Below are 16,071 nucleotides of genomic sequence, written 5' to 3' on the forward strand. Positions count from 1 at the left end.
ATGAAAACACTTCTCATTTATTATTGGCGTACTTTAATTGTGCTAACCGATGAGCTTGATCGTTTGTTTTACATCATCTCCTCAAGGTAAAAGATTTAATGAGTCAAGTTGCTTCTCCTATGACGCCTACTCCACCCAACCAGATGAAGAAGAAAGTTGCAGCTGTCATGGCGGCTGTGCTGGTGGGACATGTTGGCCTATTGTGGGCTGTCAGCCAGATGGAAGCACCTGACCTCAAGCCTGTAGACAAGGAGCCGATGAAGGTTCGCTTTGTAAAACTACAGGAAGCACCAAAACCATTACCTCCGAAGCCAAAGCCTGAGCCGAAGAAAGAGCCGCCGAAGCCGAAAGAGGTCAAGATTGTTGAAAAACCGTTGCCACCACCGCCGAAGAAGGTTGAAAAAATCCAGGAAGTGAAGAAGGCTGAAACACCTAAGGTTGTGGCACCACCAGTTGAAGCAAAACCAACGCCAAGTCCGGTTGTACCAACGGTTGTGAAAGAAACCAAAGTTGCTCCGACACCTCCACCAGCACCTGTGGCACCGCCTGCGCCTGTTGCGCCACCGGCACCACCTGCGCCTCCTTCTCCTAAGAGTGTTTCTTTGGGTGGTGGTGTGACCTGGTTGCGTACGCCAAAAGTATCGATGTCAGCAGGTGAATTGAAAAGTTCCTGTTCCATGGTGGTGGATATCTCAGCGAATGAACAGGGCAAGGTAGTGGCTGCGACAGCACGTAATTCAAGCTGCAGTCCTTCGATTAACCGTAAGGTCGAGTCTGCTGTACGTCGTGCACAATTAACCAAATATGTTGAAAATGGCGTTGCTTATCCAACACGTGTTGAGCAGCCCTTTGACTTCCAGATTACCAGATAACGGCTAACCCATTAGGAGTTCGAATATGAACTTTTCAGTTTATTGGCAACATGCTGATGCAGTCAGTAAAACACTTTATTTTGTGTTACTGGCAATGTCGATTGTGACATGGACGATCTTTGTACTGCGTTTACTCGGTACGCGCCAACTCAAGCAAGTGGCTTATGCACAGTTATCTGATGCCCTAGATAAACTGAAATCAAAAATGGCGCCTTTGGGCTTTGAACAACGCAAAGCCGTAGCTGAACAAGCATTGCTACGCCAGATTGCAGCTGAAAAAGCCAATGCGGAGAAAGGTGTTTCGGTTCTGGGTACCATCGCATCGATTTCACCTTTCATTGGTTTATTCGGTACAGTATGGGGTATCTTCCATGCATTGGTAGCAGTGGGTAAGAGTGGTCAGGCAGGTCTGGCTCAGGTGGCAACACCAGTAGGTGAAGCACTGATCATGACGGGTCTGGGTCTGGCAGTGGCGATTCCAGCTGTATTGGCTTATAACATCGCGGTACGTTTTAACCGTGGTTTATCGCATGAACTACAAGACCATGCCCATAGCTTATTGATTGATACGATGCTGCAACAGGAATCTGCAAAGAAAGCTGAAAGCAAAGTTGCACAAGACAGTTTAGTGAGAGGTCAAGTTTAATGGCTTTTCAACTGGGTGAAGACAACGATACAGGCATGAATGAGATGAATCTCATTCCCCTGATCGACATTATGTTGGTATTGATGATCATCTTCCTGGTGACAGCGACCGTTGCGAACCCATCAATTCCATTAACCTTGCCACAAACGACTGCGGAAATTATTGATCTTCCGCCAGAGAACATTACCATCAGCATTAACTCTCAGGGTGATGTGGCATGGAATGGTGATGTGCTTAGCCTGGAACAGCTGGAAAGCCGTTTCAATGAAGCAGGTCAGGCAGAGCGTCAGCCAACGATTGTATTGAAGGCGGATAAAGAATCACGTTATGACACAGTTGCTCAAGTGATGTCACGCGCGAGTGGAGCCGGACTCAGCGATATTGCTTTTGCAACCGATAACTGATTTTTTCAAGATCAAAAAAAGCGACCCGATGTGGTCGCTTTTTTTATGATGATGGATTGTCTTATTTCAACAGCTCTACAAACTTGGTACGCAGCTTATTCAGCTTTGGAGGAATGGCAAAGTTGCAATAACCCTGACTTGGGTTTTTGGCAAAAAAGTTTTGATGATAGTCTTCAGCTGGATAGAAAGTTGGAGCAGGACTGAGTTCAGTGACCACATTCAGACCTTCAGTCTTCAGTGCATCAATAGTTTCTTGCGACTGCTGCTGCTGTTCTTCGTTCAGATAATAAATAACAGAACGATACTGTGTACCGACATCATTACCTTGGCGATTGAGGGTCGTTGGATCATGAGTGGCAAAGAATACATCCAGCAATTGCTTAAAACTGATCTGGCTTTCATCAAAATCAATCAGAATCACTTCTGCATGGTTGGTATCACCATTACAGATCTCTTCATAGGTTGGGTGAGTGCTATGTCCACCGGCATAGCCACTCACGACTTTGCTGACACCACGAATCTGCAGGAATACCGCTTCGGTACACCAAAAGCATCCACCACCAAATAAGGCCTGTTGCATAATCTTATCCTTAATTCTGAGTCTCTGTCTCTATTCTACGCTGTAAATGCTAAATAAAAAAAAGCCTGTAAAAACAGGCTTTTTATTTAAGCTTTAGCGCGGTTGTACCGGACTTGCCAGCTGAATTACCGGATTTCCATAGCTATCGAGCAGCTTCAGGGTTTTACCAAAAACCTGATAATGGGTGACTTTGGAGAGGGCTTCATTAAATTTCTGATCCAGATTGTCATTGTTCAGACAAGCCATTTTTGTACCCGCCATCTGGCTAAGATTTAAAGTATCTTTGCCTGCAGTATAGCTGCCCATAATACGGTTACAGCCATCGGCGCCACTAACACGCTGAGTAGCAGCATCAAATTGCAGGCTTGGAATATTACGTGTGGTAGGGGCAGTGGTGATTTCTGTACTGCCAATGTGAGTGACAATCCAGGTGCGGTTCTGAAGTTGCTGCAGATTTTCAACCGCCTGGGAGGAAGTCTGGTCTGGTGTGGTTTGGCAGCCTGTGAAGGCCAGAGCTGAAACGAACATTGCAATTGCGGTCACTTTTTTTAACATTGGACTTACTCTTTTTCTTTGATACACCGCTGTATATAAACAGAAAAAATAGAATGATACCAATATAATTTGTATCTTTAGGTTCCCTGGAAAGTAGGTTTTATTCTGCTTTTGGAACCGGTAATCCCTGTCGTAGCAGGGCGGAATATTGTTCACTGCTAACCTGAGCAAATTCTTTGACACGTGGATTTACATGCGCTCGAGCATACCAAGTGGTTAGATCCCAATCCTGATCCAAGGCTTGCAGGTCATACATATAATTTGGCAAATAACCTGATGCAATCAGGCGATAATCAGTCGGTAAGGGTTGCTGGGAAACAGCTTGAACCATATCAAAAACCAGCGTGGTACAATTACTGGTCAGGGTGTTGTACCACTTTGGCTGCTGCGCGAGATCATCGACCTTATTCAGATACTCTTTAAATAGCGCCTTGGCTTGTGCCTGTGGCATGTTGACCGGGAAAAAATATACCTGCTCACCGCGAGTATTGCTACGGGTGTAGATAATATCCCGTTCATCAGCAGCGACCAGACTCAGCTCAAACTTGCGGAAGAAGCCGCCGATGGCAGAGAAATCTTCATTTTTTTCCTTGCGGATTTCAATCGAAAAAGTCAGTGGCTTCTGGTCAGCAAAGTCAAAACTCACCAAGGTATGCGCAATATGTGGTCCCATCCAGTAAGAGGTGATGACATTGACGCCAGTAATCTGATTTAAATCGAAGCTGCGACTTTCCCAGCGCTCAATATATTTTCCATTTGGCTGCCAGACAAAATTACGCACATTATGCAAGGTGACTTGATCACCTTGTTGCTCATAACTGAGAATACGGGCGACTTCAGGATTCCACTCTCGGTCCTGATGGGCGTCCAGACTGAAATACCAGAACAGGCTAAACAGGAAAGCCAGAATATAAAGCAGGGTATCCACACCATGCGAAATCAGATGACGGCTAAAATAAATACCAAGAACTGCACAGGCTAAAACAATCCAAAGGCCGATCAGCACAGAACTGCCAATCACACCGAAGGGTTGCTGTACCCAGATCGCCAGGCACAGCCATAGACTCGATGCAATGACAAACAGGGTAAATACTGCATTCATTAACCAGAATAGCCAGTGGGGTGCAGGATTTCCCTGTGCATGCATAATTGAATCTTTAATTAAAAATTATTCTTTATTTTCTATATGTTGCAAACTCAAAAGCAATCCCGGTTTTGTCGTCAATATGTTGTTCGGAAAAAACTTTTTTGAATTCAGCAGGAATTTCCGGGTAGAAGGCATGACCTTGTACATCCAGTTCCACATGGGTCAGTTCCAGTCGGTCAGCGATACTCATCGTCTGTTTGAAAATTTCACCGCCCCCAATAATGTAAATGGACTCCGGTTTTTCTGACGCTTTTACATCTGCAACAGCTTGGTTCAAGGCATCTTTAATCGTATGTGCAACTTTGGTGCCTTCAAAAGACCAATCAGTATCACGGGTAATGACCCAATTTACGCGTTTAGGCAGGGCACGACCCATAGACTCAAGGGTCTTACGTCCCATGACAACTACACCACCCTCGGTGATTTCTTTAAAATGTTTAAGATCCGCTGAGATATGCCAAGGCAGGTCATTGTCCTTACCAATACAGCGCTGCTGATCCATTGCAACGACATGAACGACTTCTAAATCCTGAAATGCCATACCCACACTCAAAAACAAATAAAAATTGTTTCTATTAAAATGCAAAATCCCACTTTAAGCAAAGTGGGATTTTGATTTTCTTTAGTTTAGTAAAAATTAAACTGCCACAGGCGCTTTAATTCCCGGATGGGATTCATAACCGACAATTTCGATATCTTCGAATTTGAAATCGAACAGGTCTTTAATTTCAGGATTCAGTTTTAACTGACATAGACCTAAAGGTTCACGACTCAGCTGAAGTTGGGCCTGTTCAAAGTGGTTGGCATATAAATGCGTATCGCCACCTGTCCAGACAAAATCACCGACATCCAGATCACAGACTTGCGCGATCATATGGGTAAGTAGAGCATAGCTGGCAATATTGAATGGTACGCCCAAAAACACGTCAGCACTACGTTGATACAGCTGGCAAGACAACTTGCCGTTATGGACAAAGAACTGGAACAGGGTATGACAAGGTGGCAATGCCACTTGACCAGCTTCATTCGGGTTCCAGCCAGACACGATCAGACGACGTGAGTTTGGGTTGGTCTTGATCTCATTCACCAGCCATTTGATCTGATCAAAACCATCATTTTTATAGCTGCCATCTTCATTTTTTGTGGCACCAAAGTTCCGCCACTGATGACCATATACAGGACCAAGCTCACCTTCAGGACGACCAAAACGTGCAGTCTGTTCCGCAGTTGACCATTCATCCCAAATACTAACCTTATTATCTTTCAAATATTGAACGTTAGTATCGCCTTTGAGGAACCAGAGCAGTTCAATCACGATTGAGCGGAAGTGAACTTTTTTGGTGGTCAGCAAAGGGAAACCTTTGGAAAGATCAAAGCGCATCTGATGACCAAATACCGAACGTGTACCAGTACCGGTACGGTCGCCTTTATCGCCGCCGTTGTCGAGGATATGTTGTAAAAGGTCAAGGTATTGGCGCATAAGTCTCTCTTAAAATTTGTTGAAAAATTGCTTTTCTTTGAACTGAGCAATTTAAAATTGCGCTCATCATAACATTTTTTTTCGCAGTTCAGCATCGCCGGGAAAGTGACTGTATAAGAGAGAAAATGCAATAAAACAGGCACCCATAATGGATGCCTGTTTATAGCCTACTTTAAGCTGTTGGCTGGCCGGTATGTACTGTGTCAATCAGATCAGACAGGTCATAACCGAGCGATTGTGCATAAGCCAGATATTCCTGTTTGGTCGTTTCATCAATGGTTGGGGTACGGTGCAACAGCCACAGATATTTCATACTTGGCTCACCGACCAAAGCTGTTTGATAATTAGCATCCAGCTTTAATACCCAATAATCTCCCTTAGTAAATGGAACCCAGCGTAAGCCCTCTGGCAGGAAGCTGACCTCCAGTTTGGCATTGGCGGCATCAACAACCGTCGCTTCACCAATGGATTCATCCAGCTTGCCATCCCCATCCAGACAACGGTTCTGGACACGTACGCTCCCACTTTCATTCAGGCTATAAACCGCTGAAATATCAGTACTGTCTTCAGGTTGATGTTTCATTGGGAGACGGGCAATTTCATACCAGGTACCTAAATATTTGCTGAGATCAAAATTTGAAACGGTAGGGATATCATGATTCATTATTTTCTCCGTTTTATTTCAGTTCATTTTTACACTCAATCAGTCTAAATATGAAGCTGCTAAAAAAAGATGTAATCATGTAGTGAAATGTTATGTTTGTTTTCAATGAGATGGGGATAAGTAGAGCATATATAAGAAATGTTAAATAAGTCAGGATCTGGTTAATTTTTATAATTTTTTACTTAAAAATAAATTGATTAATTAATTTATTGTTCAATAAAACTTAATAAATAATATTTTTGTAAACAAATGAATTTGAATAATTGTATATACAATATGGTCTTAGCTTTAATTGATTAAATATTGTTAAATTTATTTACATTTTGAACGTGAAAAATAACATTAATGGGGCTACTATTTGGGCCTGTCAAAAGATATGAACGCCTACTCAGGGCGAGGAGTACTTGGTTTAATATGATTTATGATCATCAAGTGAATATGAGTGAAGTTCATGCTCCTGTTCAAGCGAACGTCATAACTCGTTCCCAGTCGGGACAAAATTCTAAACGACAGCCTCAGCGTAAAAGCTCTGAATCAGCTCGTAATACCGGTTCTGAATCGCGCAAGACCTTTAGCGTAATGAATGGTCAGCGTTTTAATATTGAAAAATTCACCAGTTATCTGCAAGGCATTACCCGGAATACCAGTACACAGAAATGTGCGCGTAGTATTCGTATCGGTTTGCAATCTTCAGGTGCGAAAATTGTGAATCATCCTGTGGCTGCAGCTGACTGGGGCAGTACCCTACAAAAATTGGGCTACCGCAAAATCAACCTGTCATTTGACCGTCCGAAAAAGGGTGATATCTATATCATTGACCGGACTTCCAAGCATAAGTATGGGCATATTGCAGCATACTCAGGTTCTGCATGGGTATCCGATTTCAGACAGTCAAGTCATGCGGTTTATCGTAATTCAGATGTGAAATACACGTATTACCGTCTGGATTCTCATCTTTAAACCAGAAGTTGAAAGTAGCATTTGCGAAATGGTTCAATCTTCGAAGCGTTTCGCACGATTCCCGTAAATAGACACGATAAACAGTCCAATCGCACTGAAGCCAAGGCATTGAATGCCTAAAGCTATCTTGTGCTGTTCAGGCAGATAGCCAAACAGGGTGATCAGGGCAATCAGCGGAATACAGAAAAACAGTCGTGTAAAGCCTTCCCGATAGGGATTCTGCTCAGGCAGTTTCAAGGCTACAGTACGTAAGCCATGACTGAGCATCCCAATTGCCAGGCTGATGCCGACAAATATTGCATTCAGTTGCGCAAAGGTGGAGGCGTAATAAATTACTGCGCAGGTAGCGATACAGACAATTAGCCTGATCTGGCGTGTACAGCGTTCGGAATACCAGTAATTAAGCATGAGGTGGTGGAGTATCCGTATTTTTATGCATTAAAGACAGTGGCGAAAACAGGCAGATGGCAATCGCCATAAAGCCAATTCCTTGAGCGCCTGCAACCAGGATCTCGCCATCTTGCATATTCATGAAGATTAATGCCAAGAGCAGGGCAATTGGAATCCAGGTCAGTACGCGATAGAACAGGCCTGTCGGATTCTTTGCAGCAAAATGAATTTTGCAATAACGGCAGATCAGGAAAATAATTCCAGTACCGGCGAACATCAGAATCGCATCCAGCGGTAAAGGTTCTATCCAGTACAGCACTGCGGTCAGTGTGGCAATCACGATAAAAATCAGTAATTTTTTAATGACAGAAATTTGCGGATTAAACCAGTATTCAAGCATGGCAACCGTGAAGATCCAAAAGAGTTGATCTGCACTTTAGCATATTTCAGTTATAAAAAAGCGAGGCAGATGCCTCGCAATATTTTCAGGATGTCTTACACGTTTTTCTGTGGACCCCAGTCATAAATTTTCTTCTGGTAGGCATACCACATCATCCATAGGCCAATCAGAATCATTGGCAGGCTCAGGAATTGACCCTTACTCATCCAGCCAATAAACAGCTGGCCATTGTCCGGTTCACGGAAGAATTCGACGATGAAACGTGCCAGACCATAACCTATCAGGAATAGCGCAGAAACTGCCATACGTGGGCGAGGTTTAGAGCTGAACCACCACAGTACAATAAACAGGATTAGACCTTCACAAAGTGCCTGATACAGTTGTGATGGATGACGAACCAGTTGCAGTGGATCAGTCGGGAAGATCATACCCCAAGCAAAATTTGGGTCAGTCACCTGACGGCCATACAGTTCCCCGCCGATGAAATTACCGATACGACCAAACATCAGTCCGGTCGGCACACATGGTGCGATAAAGTCCAACGTCTGGAACCAGGTCATCTGGTATTTTTTACACCAGAGAAGCATCGCCAGAATCACACCCAGGAAACCACCGTGGAAGCTCATACCACCCGTCCAGATCTGGAACAGCCACAATGGATCTGCCAGAAACTGGGAAAAGCCGTAAAAAAATACATAGCCAACTCGACCACCGATAATGACCCCAAGTGCCCCGAAGAAGATTAAATCCGAGACCATATCTGATGTCCAGCCGCGTTTTTTAGCGCGATAAGTCGCCAGCCCCCAGGCAAATAAAAATGCCATCAGGTACATCAGGCCATACCAGTGGACCTGCAATGGCCCGAGCGAAATCGCTACGGGATCAATATTGGGATAGGTAAGCATGCATCTTCCTTTGTCTTTCTGTTTTGTCCTGATTTTAGCCTAAACTTGGGAAAAATGTTGTACATTCAATGTGTAAAGATCTAGAGCATCAATTATGTGTATCGTTGCCTTGGCCTGGCGTGTACTGGATAACACGCCACTTTGTCTGATTTCAAACCGGGATGAGTTCTATCAGCGTCCGACAGCTGCCTTGCATGCCTGGGAAGGTAGCCCGATTATTGCAGGTCAGGATTTGCAGTCTGGTGGTACCTGGATGGGCGTAACTGCTTCAGGACGTTGGGCGGTGATTACTAATTTTAGAGATGGGCAGGATCAAAAGTCTTATCCAACTTCACGCGGTCATATTCTTCAGGATTTTCTGGAATCTAAATTAACACCCATTCGTTTCGCCCAGGAATTGGAAAAAAAGCAATGTGACTACGCAGGCTTTAACCTGTTTGTCGGTGATCGAGAGCAGGCGGTCTATATGAGCAACCGCGGTGAGGCACCACAAGTGCTGGCGCATGGTGTTTATGTGGTCTCCAATGGCTTGCTGACTGAACATTGGGAAAAGACCCGTCACTTACGCAAGCGTTTTACCCAGGAATTTCTGCCAATGATGCAGTATCCCGATATACTTGAGTCGGATCTTTATTATGCCGTCTGGGATATTCTGGAAGATGAGCGCAAGATCATTCCCGAGTTATTGCCGAAGACCGGGATTTCACATGAAATGGAACAATTATTATCTTCAACCTTTATTCAAAGTCCAATTTATGGCACGCGCTGTTCCAATTTCCTGAGAATGAAAGCCGATGAATGGCAGTGGTTAGAAAAATCCCAGCAGGGTGCAACAGCAGGGCTGATCGTTAATCAAGTTATTCCGATTGCTCTCTAAATAACTATTGATGATGATATTTATAAAAAGATCAGTTTAAACAGCAAACTCTCAGCATGTAGAGGTATGCTAGGATGAAGCCTATTTACCACTCCTGACACTATCTTCTTTATGGCATTGCTCCTACCACTTATTTCATTTCTGATTGGATTCTGGGGCGTCCATTATTTAAAGCCGGTTCGCCCATTCATGGCCGCTTTACTGGCCCGTCTGCTGATTCCATTGATTGTGATTTACAACATGGTGTTCTATAAGCAGGGCAGCCTGTGGCTGATTGGTTTTAGCATTTTTAGTTCGCTGTTTCTGTTTGGCTTGTTCTATCTTTTCTCCAAAGATAAATTACGTGCACTGTGTTTTAGCTATCTCAATGGTGTCTGGCTCGGCTTTCCCTTTGCCTTGGCGCTATTCGGTCCTGAAGCGTTAAATACCATTGTTGCCTTATATATAGGTGGCTCATTATTTGGTAATGTCAGCGCCGTAGTAGCGGTCAGTCCTGATCGGCAAGATCCCAAATTTATTATTAAAAATATGTTGAAGTCACCACCGGTGATTGCACTGACGGTTGCAGCAGTTTTATCATTTTGGGATTTTAGTACGTATGAATTGCATCCGCTGATTCAATGGGGGTACGCAGCCAACAAGTTTCTGGTGACTTTTGCTGGCATGTGTATTCTGGGTATGTGGTTGAGTAAAGTCCGGATTCAGCTCAGTGATTTGAAACGTAGTTTAATATTGATTAGTGGCCGCTTTGTTCTGTCTTTGGGGCTGGCAGCCGGGGCTTATTTTTTATTGCCGATTCCGCATCAAATGCTGACTTATGCTGTCTTGATGATGTATTTCCTGCTTCCACCTGCCGCCAATATTGTGGCACTGGAAACCCATTATCAGGGCACAGGTTATTCGGCCAAATATATTGCTTCAGGAACGATTGCCAGTGCGATTTTGATTGGTATTTATGGAGTGGTGGTGCATGCGGTGATACCGGGCTTATAAATAATGAAAGCTCTTTCTCCCGTAGGGGAAGAGTTAGAGAGGCTTAAAAGCTTTACTTACGAAGAGTAGTTGCCCATTCTTTAGAAGAGAGTGTTCCCTCTCCTTGTAGGAGAGGGTTAGGGAGAGGTCTATTTAAAAAATCCCTCACCCCAGCCCTCTCCCAAAGGGGGAGGGGGAATTAGAGGTAGAACTTACTTCTCCAAACTTTCTTTAAACAATTTCATCGCCTGACCGCGGTGACTGATTTTATTTTTTTCTTCTTTGCTCATTTCAGCACTCGCAATCCCCAGTTCTGGCAGCCAGAACAGCGGATCATAACCAAAGCCATTTTCACCACGAGCTGTTTCTAGGATCTCACCTTTCCAGATGCCCTGGAAGATTTGTGGTAATGGATCTTCAGCATGCTGCACTAAAGCCAGTACACAGACAAACATGCCTTCAATCGCTTCACCATCTTTACGTAGTGGTTTCAGGTCAGCCAGTAATTTTTCATTGTTCGCCGCATCATCACCATGTTCACCCGCATAACGTGCAGAGTAGATCCCAGGCGCGCCGCCCAGAACTGGTACACAAATCCCTGAGTCATCGGCAATCGCAGGTTTGCCAGAAATTTTAGCGGCATGACGTGCCTTGATAATCGCGTTTTCAACGAAGCTCAAACCATCTTCAATCGCATCTTCAATATTCAGTTTGCCCTGAGGAATGACTTCAACTGGAAGTTTGAGTTCTGCAAACATCTTTTCAAATTCTGCAATCTTGCCCTTGTTATTACTTGCCAGTACCAGTGTGCCTTGGGATAACCAGTCAGTTGAAGCCATGTTGAATCTCATCATTGAACTTTAAGGATGGGCTATTTTAACCCTGCTTGCTAATTTACGTGAAATAAACTGGCAATAAAAAAGCACCCGAAGGTGCTTTTTTACAGATTAAGCTTATTGTGCCTGAATCCATTTATCAGCACGGTCACGTGCCTGACGAATTTGCTCTTGGGTCAGGTTGGCTGCCAAAGCGGTTTTCTTGCCTTCAGATAAGGTAATCACTTTATTGTCCAGCATGCCATCACGGGTAGACAGTTCATACCACTGGTAAGCACCCATATAGTTTTTCTTCTTCTCTTCCATCATGGCGAGGTTGAAGCTAGCACGGTTATCGCCACGACTTGCCGCTTTTTCAAAATACTGGCGAGCCAGTACTTCATCTTTCTTGGTCCCAATACCATCTGCCAGCATACGGCCCACATTCAATTGGGCAACTGCCAGACCTTGATCGGCTGCTGCTTTATACCAGGCAAAAGCCTGACGTTCATCTTTCTGAATGTCTTTGCCATATTGGTATTTGGTGGCTAAATAAAATTGTGCGCCTGGCTGTCCTGCCTTCGCGGCCTTAATCAGGCTGTTGATATCCATCACAGAATATTGTGCGGCTTGACTTGCGACCGAAGGTGTTGGAGCAACATAGTCTGCATGGGCCTGAAAGCTAAAAAGTCCAGCCAGTAGCGTCGTACTTAGTAATAATTTTTTCATAGAGCGCTCACTCGATAAATTGCGACTTCACCAAACAGATTAGGGAGGTGCTTGCTGAGCATGCTACCTTGTTGATTCCCATTTACAGCGAGTCGATTAATAATTTTGATGTTATTTTCCGCACAAAGTGCTTCAAAGTCACGGAAGGTACATAAGTGGATGTTCGGCGTGTTGTACCACATATACGGTAAAGCTTCCGAAACAGGCATTTTCCCTTTTAAGGCAAGGAAAGAACGCGTCTTCCAATGCGCAAAGTTCGGGAAAGTAATAATGGCCTGTTTACCCACTCGTACCATATCACGTAATAAAACGTCCGGTGCATCTACAGCTTGCAAAGCCTGTGCCATGACAACATAGTCAAAAGACTGGTCCGCAAAACGACTTAATCCCAGATTTAAGTCCTGCTGGATGATATTTAACCCACGACTGACTGCAATTGCAATCTTTTCTTGATCAATTTCTAATCCATATGCACGAATATTGTGCTTTTTGCTCATATGCGCCAGTAATTCACCATCACCACAGCCTAGGTCAAGCACGCGTGAACCCGGTTTAATCCAACGTTCTGCCAGTTGTTGATCAATACGCATTACACAGCCTCCTTCGGGGTTGATTTTAATAGTTCTTCACCGCCGAGGAATGCTCGCATAGATTTGACATACAGCGGAATTGGGAACAGGAAGGAGTCATGGCCTTGTTCAGCATCAATATCTAAATAGCTGACTGGCTTATGATTGGTAATTAAGGCATCGACAATTTCAACCGAACGAGACGGTGAGAAACGCCAGTCTGTGGTAAATGACACCACCAGGAATTTACACTTGGTGTTGGCCATGGCTTTTACCAGTGACTGCTCATACTCACGAGATGGATCAAAATAATCCAGCGCCTTGGTCATAATCAGGTAAGTATTGGCATCAAAGTTACGGCTGAACTGTTCGCCTTGATAGCGCAAATAGCTTTCGACCTGGAATTCAACGTCGAAACCATACATAAATTTACCGGATTTTAAATCACGACCAAATTTCTGCTTCATGGCTTCTTCAGACAGATAGGTAATATGACCGACCATACGTGCCAGAATCAGACCACGCTTTGGATAGCTATCATGTTCCAGATAACGGCCATTATGGAAATCTGGATCTGACAGAATTGACTGACGTGCCACTTCGTTAAAGGCAATATTCTGTGCAGATAATTTAGGCGCGCTGGCAATAATCACACATTTTTGCAGACGATCTGGATAATCTACCGACCACTGCAATGCCTGCATACCGCCTAATGAACCACCGATGATGGAATACCACACATCAATGCCGAGACGGTCAGACAGCATGGCTTGGGTTTTCACCCAGTCACGTACAGTCACTAGAGGAAAATCGGGACCATAAGGGCGGTTGTCATTTTCAGGGTTCGGAGAAGTTGGACCTGTTGACCCACTACAGCCACCAATATTATTCAGGGCGACCACAAAGAATTTATTGGTATCAATCGCCTTGTTTGGGCCAATACAGGCATCCCACCAACCTGGTTTTTTATCATCTTCATGATGATAGCCTGCGGCATGGTGATGACCAGAAAGGGCATGGCAGATCAAAATGGCATTGGACTTATCGGCATTCAGTTCGCCATAAGTTTCAACCATCAGTTCAAAACGGGGGAGGATGCGTCCGCATTCAAGCTCTAGCGGCTCTTCAAATTGGAACTTTTGTGGGGTAACAAGGCCCACTGAGTCTGCTGGAAAAGACACGGGAGTAATTCGCCTTAAATCTTTAGTATGAATAATAAAAGGATACCATTTGCAGGTATCCTTCTAAAGTCTTTTTAATGCTATGGATTATTGCTAATTCTAATACCGTGTTTAGACAGCAGCAGCAATCACTTGTTCAGTGCTTAACACACCTTGATCAATCAGACGGTTGGTACATGCGATGATCGCTTCAATTGAAGAGGTCACGATGTTGTCATGTACACCTGCACCAAAGGCAGATTTACCGGTACCTTTCACTTGAAGTTCAACCAATGCCAAGGCTTTGGCATGTGCACCAGAACTGATGCTGCGTTCTTCATAGTTCAATACGTCGATTGGCAATTGCAATGCATCCAAGATCGCAGAGATCGGACCGTTACCTTCACCGCGTAAGTGCTGAGTTTCACCATTTACTTCAATATCAAGCTCTACAACTTGGTTGCCATTTTCATCAGACAATTTGTAGTTCTTGGTCACATAGTGCGAGTCTTTGACTGACACATAAGTATCTTTGAACAAACTCCAAATCGCTTGTGCTGAAATCTCAGTACCGTCTTCATCGGTTTTTTGCTGCACGATTTGTGAGAATTCGATCTGTAAACGACGTGGCAAAGTCACGTTGTAGTTCGATTCTAACAAGTAGGCAATACCACCTTTACCAGACTGTGAGTTGACACGAATTACAGCATCATAGTCGCGACCCAAATCTTTTGGATCGATTGGCAAGTACGGCATATCCCAAATTTCTTCGTTCTTTTGGAACTCGAAACCTTTTTTGATTGCATCCTGGTGAGAACCAGAGAATGCAGTAAATACCAAATCACCTGCATATGGATGACGTGGATGCACTGGCAAACCTGTACATTCTTCAACAGTCGCAATAATTTCGTTGATATTCGAGAAGTCTAATTCTGGTGCCACACCCTGGGTATACATGTTCAAGGCAATTGCAGCAACGTCCACGTTACCGGTACGTTCACCATTACCGAATACACAACCTTCGACACGGTCAGCACCCGCCATAATCGCCAATTCAGACGCTGCGATACCGCAACCACGGTCATTATGACAGTGAACTGAAATGATTACGCCGTCACGACGTTCGATGTTGCGGTGCATCCATTCCACTTGGTCTGCATAGACGTTTGGAGAAGATACTTCTACCGTTGCAGGCAAGTTTAAGATGACTTTGTTTTCTGGAGATGCTTCCCAGATTTCAGTCACTGCATCACAGACATCTTTTGCCACTTCTAATTCAGTTGCAGTGAAACATTCAGGGCTGTACTGGAATACAAATTCAGTTTCAGGCTGTTTCGCTGCGTATTCTTTTACTTTTTGCGCTGCATTGATCGCTAACTGTTTCGCACCTTCAACATCCACATTCAACACTTTTTGACGGAATGTTGGTGAGTTCGAGTTGTAGATATGCACGATGGCGCGTTTTGCACCTTGTAAAGATTCAAAGGTACGTGCGATCAAATGGTCACGTGCCTGAACCAAAACTTCAATGTAAACGTCATCCGGAATATGACCTTCTTCGATCAATTTGCGGGTGAAGTCGAAATCAATTTGAGATGCAGACGGAAAGCCGATTTCAATATGTTTGAAACCGATTTTTACCAACATCTGGAACATTTTGAACTTCTGCTCGATGTTCATTGGCTCGAAGATCGCCTGGTTACCATCACGCAGGTCAGTACTCATCCAGATAGGCGCTTTAGTGATTTCATTGTTCGGCCATTGACGGTCTGGTAAGTCTACACGTTGATACATGCGACGGTATTTTTTACTTGGATCAGCCAACATCATGAGAGAGCTCCTTAGGTAGCCCGGCATACTTGCTTGGTGTAACAGTTGCTCGGTCTACAGCATAGATTTTGTCTATATATTCGTTTACATGCAGGTGAGGATAAATTAGATCAATC

Annotated in this window: 20 protein-coding genes; 6 read left to right on the plus strand and 14 right to left on the minus strand. The window is 44.2% G+C overall.

The features are described 5' to 3' along the window. Positions 1–98: 98 nt before the first annotated feature. The 3 genes from IHE35_RS02030 to IHE35_RS02040 are packed head-to-tail and all read left to right on the plus strand — an operon-like array spanning position 99 to position 1,922. Positions 99–872, plus strand: a complete 774-nt coding sequence (locus tag IHE35_RS02030) for an energy transducer TonB (RefSeq protein ID WP_242788910.1) — start codon at positions 99–101, stop codon at positions 870–872. Positions 873–897: 25 nt separating this feature from the next. After that, positions 898–1,518 carry a MotA/TolQ/ExbB proton channel family protein gene (locus tag IHE35_RS02035; RefSeq protein ID WP_242788911.1) on the plus strand — a complete coding sequence of 207 codons (621 nt, stop codon included), beginning with the start codon at positions 898–900 and terminating at the stop codon, positions 1,516–1,518. Then, positions 1,518–1,922 carry a biopolymer transporter ExbD gene (locus tag IHE35_RS02040; protein ID WP_242788912.1) on the plus strand — a complete coding sequence of 135 codons (405 nt, stop codon included), beginning with the start codon at positions 1,518–1,520 and terminating at the stop codon, positions 1,920–1,922. Before IHE35_RS02035 ends, IHE35_RS02040 begins: the two co-directional genes overlap by 1 nt. A 61-nt stretch (positions 1,923–1,983) precedes the next feature. On the opposite strand, the gene msrA is transcribed toward IHE35_RS02040, so the two are convergent. The 6 genes from msrA to IHE35_RS02070 form a co-directional block, all read right to left on the minus strand. Next, on the minus strand, positions 1,984–2,502 hold the full coding sequence (msrA, locus tag IHE35_RS02045) for a peptide-methionine (S)-S-oxide reductase MsrA (RefSeq protein WP_242788916.1): 519 nt from the start codon (positions 2,500–2,502) through the stop codon (positions 1,984–1,986). A gap of 93 nt (positions 2,503–2,595) precedes the next feature. Further along, positions 2,596–3,057: an META domain-containing protein gene (locus IHE35_RS02050; protein ID WP_242788918.1), complete on the minus strand. Its 462-nt coding sequence runs from the start codon at positions 3,055–3,057 to the stop codon at positions 2,596–2,598. 100 nt (positions 3,058–3,157) lie between these two features. Next, positions 3,158–4,204: a DUF4105 domain-containing protein gene (locus tag IHE35_RS02055; protein WP_242788921.1), complete on the minus strand. Its 1,047-nt coding sequence runs from the start codon at positions 4,202–4,204 to the stop codon at positions 3,158–3,160. A gap of 28 nt (positions 4,205–4,232) precedes the next feature. After that, positions 4,233–4,745, minus strand: a complete 513-nt coding sequence (gene dfrA44 / locus IHE35_RS02060) for a trimethoprim-resistant dihydrofolate reductase DfrA44 (RefSeq protein WP_242788923.1) — start codon at positions 4,743–4,745, stop codon at positions 4,233–4,235. A 96-nt stretch (positions 4,746–4,841) separates the two neighbouring features. Beyond that, positions 4,842–5,684 carry a thymidylate synthase gene (gene thyA, locus IHE35_RS02065; protein ID WP_242788926.1) on the minus strand — a complete coding sequence of 281 codons (843 nt, stop codon included), beginning with the start codon at positions 5,682–5,684 and terminating at the stop codon, positions 4,842–4,844. Between the two features lie 172 nt (positions 5,685–5,856). After that, complete coding sequence (locus tag IHE35_RS02070) at positions 5,857–6,348, minus strand: lipocalin family protein (protein ID WP_242788928.1); 492 nt, start codon at positions 6,346–6,348, stop codon at positions 5,857–5,859. A 414-nt stretch (positions 6,349–6,762) separates the two neighbouring features. Between IHE35_RS02070 and IHE35_RS02075 the strand changes: the two genes are divergently transcribed. After that, on the plus strand, positions 6,763–7,308 hold the full coding sequence (locus tag IHE35_RS02075; protein ID WP_242788930.1) for a CHAP domain-containing protein: 546 nt from the start codon (positions 6,763–6,765) through the stop codon (positions 7,306–7,308). Between the two features lie 33 nt (positions 7,309–7,341). Here IHE35_RS02075 and IHE35_RS02080 read toward each other — a convergent pair whose 3' ends face one another. From IHE35_RS02080 to lgt, 3 genes are all read right to left on the minus strand, one after another. Beyond that, entirely contained in the window at positions 7,342–7,716 is a 375-nt protein-coding gene (locus IHE35_RS02080; protein ID WP_242788931.1) for a hypothetical protein, read from the minus strand. Then, entirely contained in the window at positions 7,709–8,098 is a 390-nt protein-coding gene (locus IHE35_RS02085; protein WP_242788932.1) for a hypothetical protein, read from the minus strand. Before IHE35_RS02085 ends, IHE35_RS02080 begins: the two co-directional genes overlap by 8 nt. Positions 8,099–8,193: 95 nt before the next feature. After that, positions 8,194–9,003, minus strand: coding sequence for a prolipoprotein diacylglyceryl transferase (gene lgt, locus IHE35_RS02090; protein WP_242788933.1), 810 nt, complete (start codon positions 9,001–9,003; stop codon positions 8,194–8,196). A gap of 94 nt (positions 9,004–9,097) precedes the next feature. On the opposite strand from lgt, the gene IHE35_RS02095 reads away from it, so the two are divergent. Beyond that, positions 9,098–9,880, plus strand: coding sequence for an NRDE family protein (locus IHE35_RS02095; RefSeq protein WP_242788934.1), 783 nt, complete (start codon positions 9,098–9,100; stop codon positions 9,878–9,880). A 111-nt stretch (positions 9,881–9,991) separates the two neighbouring features. Next, a complete protein-coding gene (locus IHE35_RS02100; RefSeq protein ID WP_242788937.1) occupies positions 9,992–10,873 on the plus strand; it encodes a permease in 882 nt (293 codons plus the stop codon). A gap of 191 nt (positions 10,874–11,064) precedes the next feature. Here the strand turns inward: IHE35_RS02100 and rdgB are convergent, their stop codons facing one another. The 5 genes from rdgB to leuA form a co-directional block, all read right to left on the minus strand. Then, positions 11,065–11,691, minus strand: a complete 627-nt coding sequence (gene rdgB, locus IHE35_RS02105; protein WP_242788939.1) for an RdgB/HAM1 family non-canonical purine NTP pyrophosphatase — start codon at positions 11,689–11,691, stop codon at positions 11,065–11,067. 114 nt (positions 11,692–11,805) lie between these two features. Further along, the gene (locus tag IHE35_RS02110) at positions 11,806–12,396 is read right to left on the minus strand and encodes a tetratricopeptide repeat protein (protein ID WP_242788940.1); all 591 of its coding nucleotides are present in this window, start codon (positions 12,394–12,396) and stop codon (positions 11,806–11,808) included. Next, positions 12,393–12,986 (minus strand): methionine biosynthesis protein MetW, encoded by a 594-nt coding sequence (gene metW / locus IHE35_RS02115; RefSeq protein ID WP_004890183.1) that lies wholly within the window; start codon positions 12,984–12,986, stop codon positions 12,393–12,395. Before metW ends, IHE35_RS02110 begins: the two co-directional genes overlap by 4 nt. Next, positions 12,986–14,146 (minus strand): homoserine O-acetyltransferase, encoded by a 1,161-nt coding sequence (locus IHE35_RS02120; protein WP_242788942.1) that lies wholly within the window; start codon positions 14,144–14,146, stop codon positions 12,986–12,988. The genes metW and IHE35_RS02120 overlap by 1 nt, the downstream gene beginning before the upstream one ends. Before the next feature lie 111 nt (positions 14,147–14,257). Continuing rightward, complete coding sequence (gene leuA, locus IHE35_RS02125; RefSeq protein ID WP_242788944.1) at positions 14,258–15,955, minus strand: 2-isopropylmalate synthase; 1,698 nt, start codon at positions 15,953–15,955, stop codon at positions 14,258–14,260. Positions 15,956–16,071: the final 116 nt, after the last annotated feature.

The sequence above is a fragment of the Acinetobacter sp. ASP199 genome, from assembly GCF_022700675.1.
GTDB lineage: Bacteria > Pseudomonadota > Gammaproteobacteria > Pseudomonadales > Moraxellaceae > Acinetobacter.

Coding starts and splice junctions, on each gene's coding strand:
- dfrA44 (WP_242788923.1), bottom strand. CDS start 4,745: ATGGCATTTCAGGATTTAGAAGTCGTTCATGTCGTTGCAATGGATCAG.
- IHE35_RS02110 (WP_242788940.1), bottom strand. CDS start 12,396: ATGAAAAAATTATTACTAAGTACGACGCTACTGGCTGGACTTTTTAGC.
- rdgB (WP_242788939.1), bottom strand. CDS start 11,691: ATGGCTTCAACTGACTGGTTATCCCAAGGCACACTGGTACTGGCAAGT.
- msrA (WP_242788916.1), bottom strand. CDS start 2,502: ATGCAACAGGCCTTATTTGGTGGTGGATGCTTTTGGTGTACCGAAGCG.
- IHE35_RS02070 (WP_242788928.1), bottom strand. CDS start 6,348: ATGAATCATGATATCCCTACCGTTTCAAATTTTGATCTCAGCAAATAT.
- metW (WP_004890183.1), bottom strand. CDS start 12,986: ATGCGTATTGATCAACAACTGGCAGAACGTTGGATTAAACCGGGTTCA.
- IHE35_RS02080 (WP_242788931.1), bottom strand. CDS start 7,716: ATGCTTAATTACTGGTATTCCGAACGCTGTACACGCCAGATCAGGCTA.
- thyA (WP_242788926.1), bottom strand. CDS start 5,684: ATGCGCCAATACCTTGACCTTTTACAACATATCCTCGACAACGGCGGC.
- IHE35_RS02055 (WP_242788921.1), bottom strand. CDS start 4,204: ATGCATGCACAGGGAAATCCTGCACCCCACTGGCTATTCTGGTTAATG.
- lgt (WP_242788933.1), bottom strand. CDS start 9,003: ATGCTTACCTATCCCAATATTGATCCCGTAGCGATTTCGCTCGGGCCA.
- IHE35_RS02040 (WP_242788912.1), top strand. CDS start 1,518: ATGGCTTTTCAACTGGGTGAAGACAACGATACAGGCATGAATGAGATG.
- IHE35_RS02075 (WP_242788930.1), top strand. CDS start 6,763: ATGATTTATGATCATCAAGTGAATATGAGTGAAGTTCATGCTCCTGTT.
- IHE35_RS02100 (WP_242788937.1), top strand. CDS start 9,992: ATGGCATTGCTCCTACCACTTATTTCATTTCTGATTGGATTCTGGGGC.
- IHE35_RS02085 (WP_242788932.1), bottom strand. CDS start 8,098: ATGCTTGAATACTGGTTTAATCCGCAAATTTCTGTCATTAAAAAATTA.
- IHE35_RS02035 (WP_242788911.1), top strand. CDS start 898: ATGAACTTTTCAGTTTATTGGCAACATGCTGATGCAGTCAGTAAAACA.
- IHE35_RS02030 (WP_242788910.1), top strand. CDS start 99: ATGAGTCAAGTTGCTTCTCCTATGACGCCTACTCCACCCAACCAGATG.
- IHE35_RS02050 (WP_242788918.1), bottom strand. CDS start 3,057: ATGTTAAAAAAAGTGACCGCAATTGCAATGTTCGTTTCAGCTCTGGCC.
- leuA (WP_242788944.1), bottom strand. CDS start 15,955: ATGATGTTGGCTGATCCAAGTAAAAAATACCGTCGCATGTATCAACGT.
- IHE35_RS02095 (WP_242788934.1), top strand. CDS start 9,098: ATGTGTATCGTTGCCTTGGCCTGGCGTGTACTGGATAACACGCCACTT.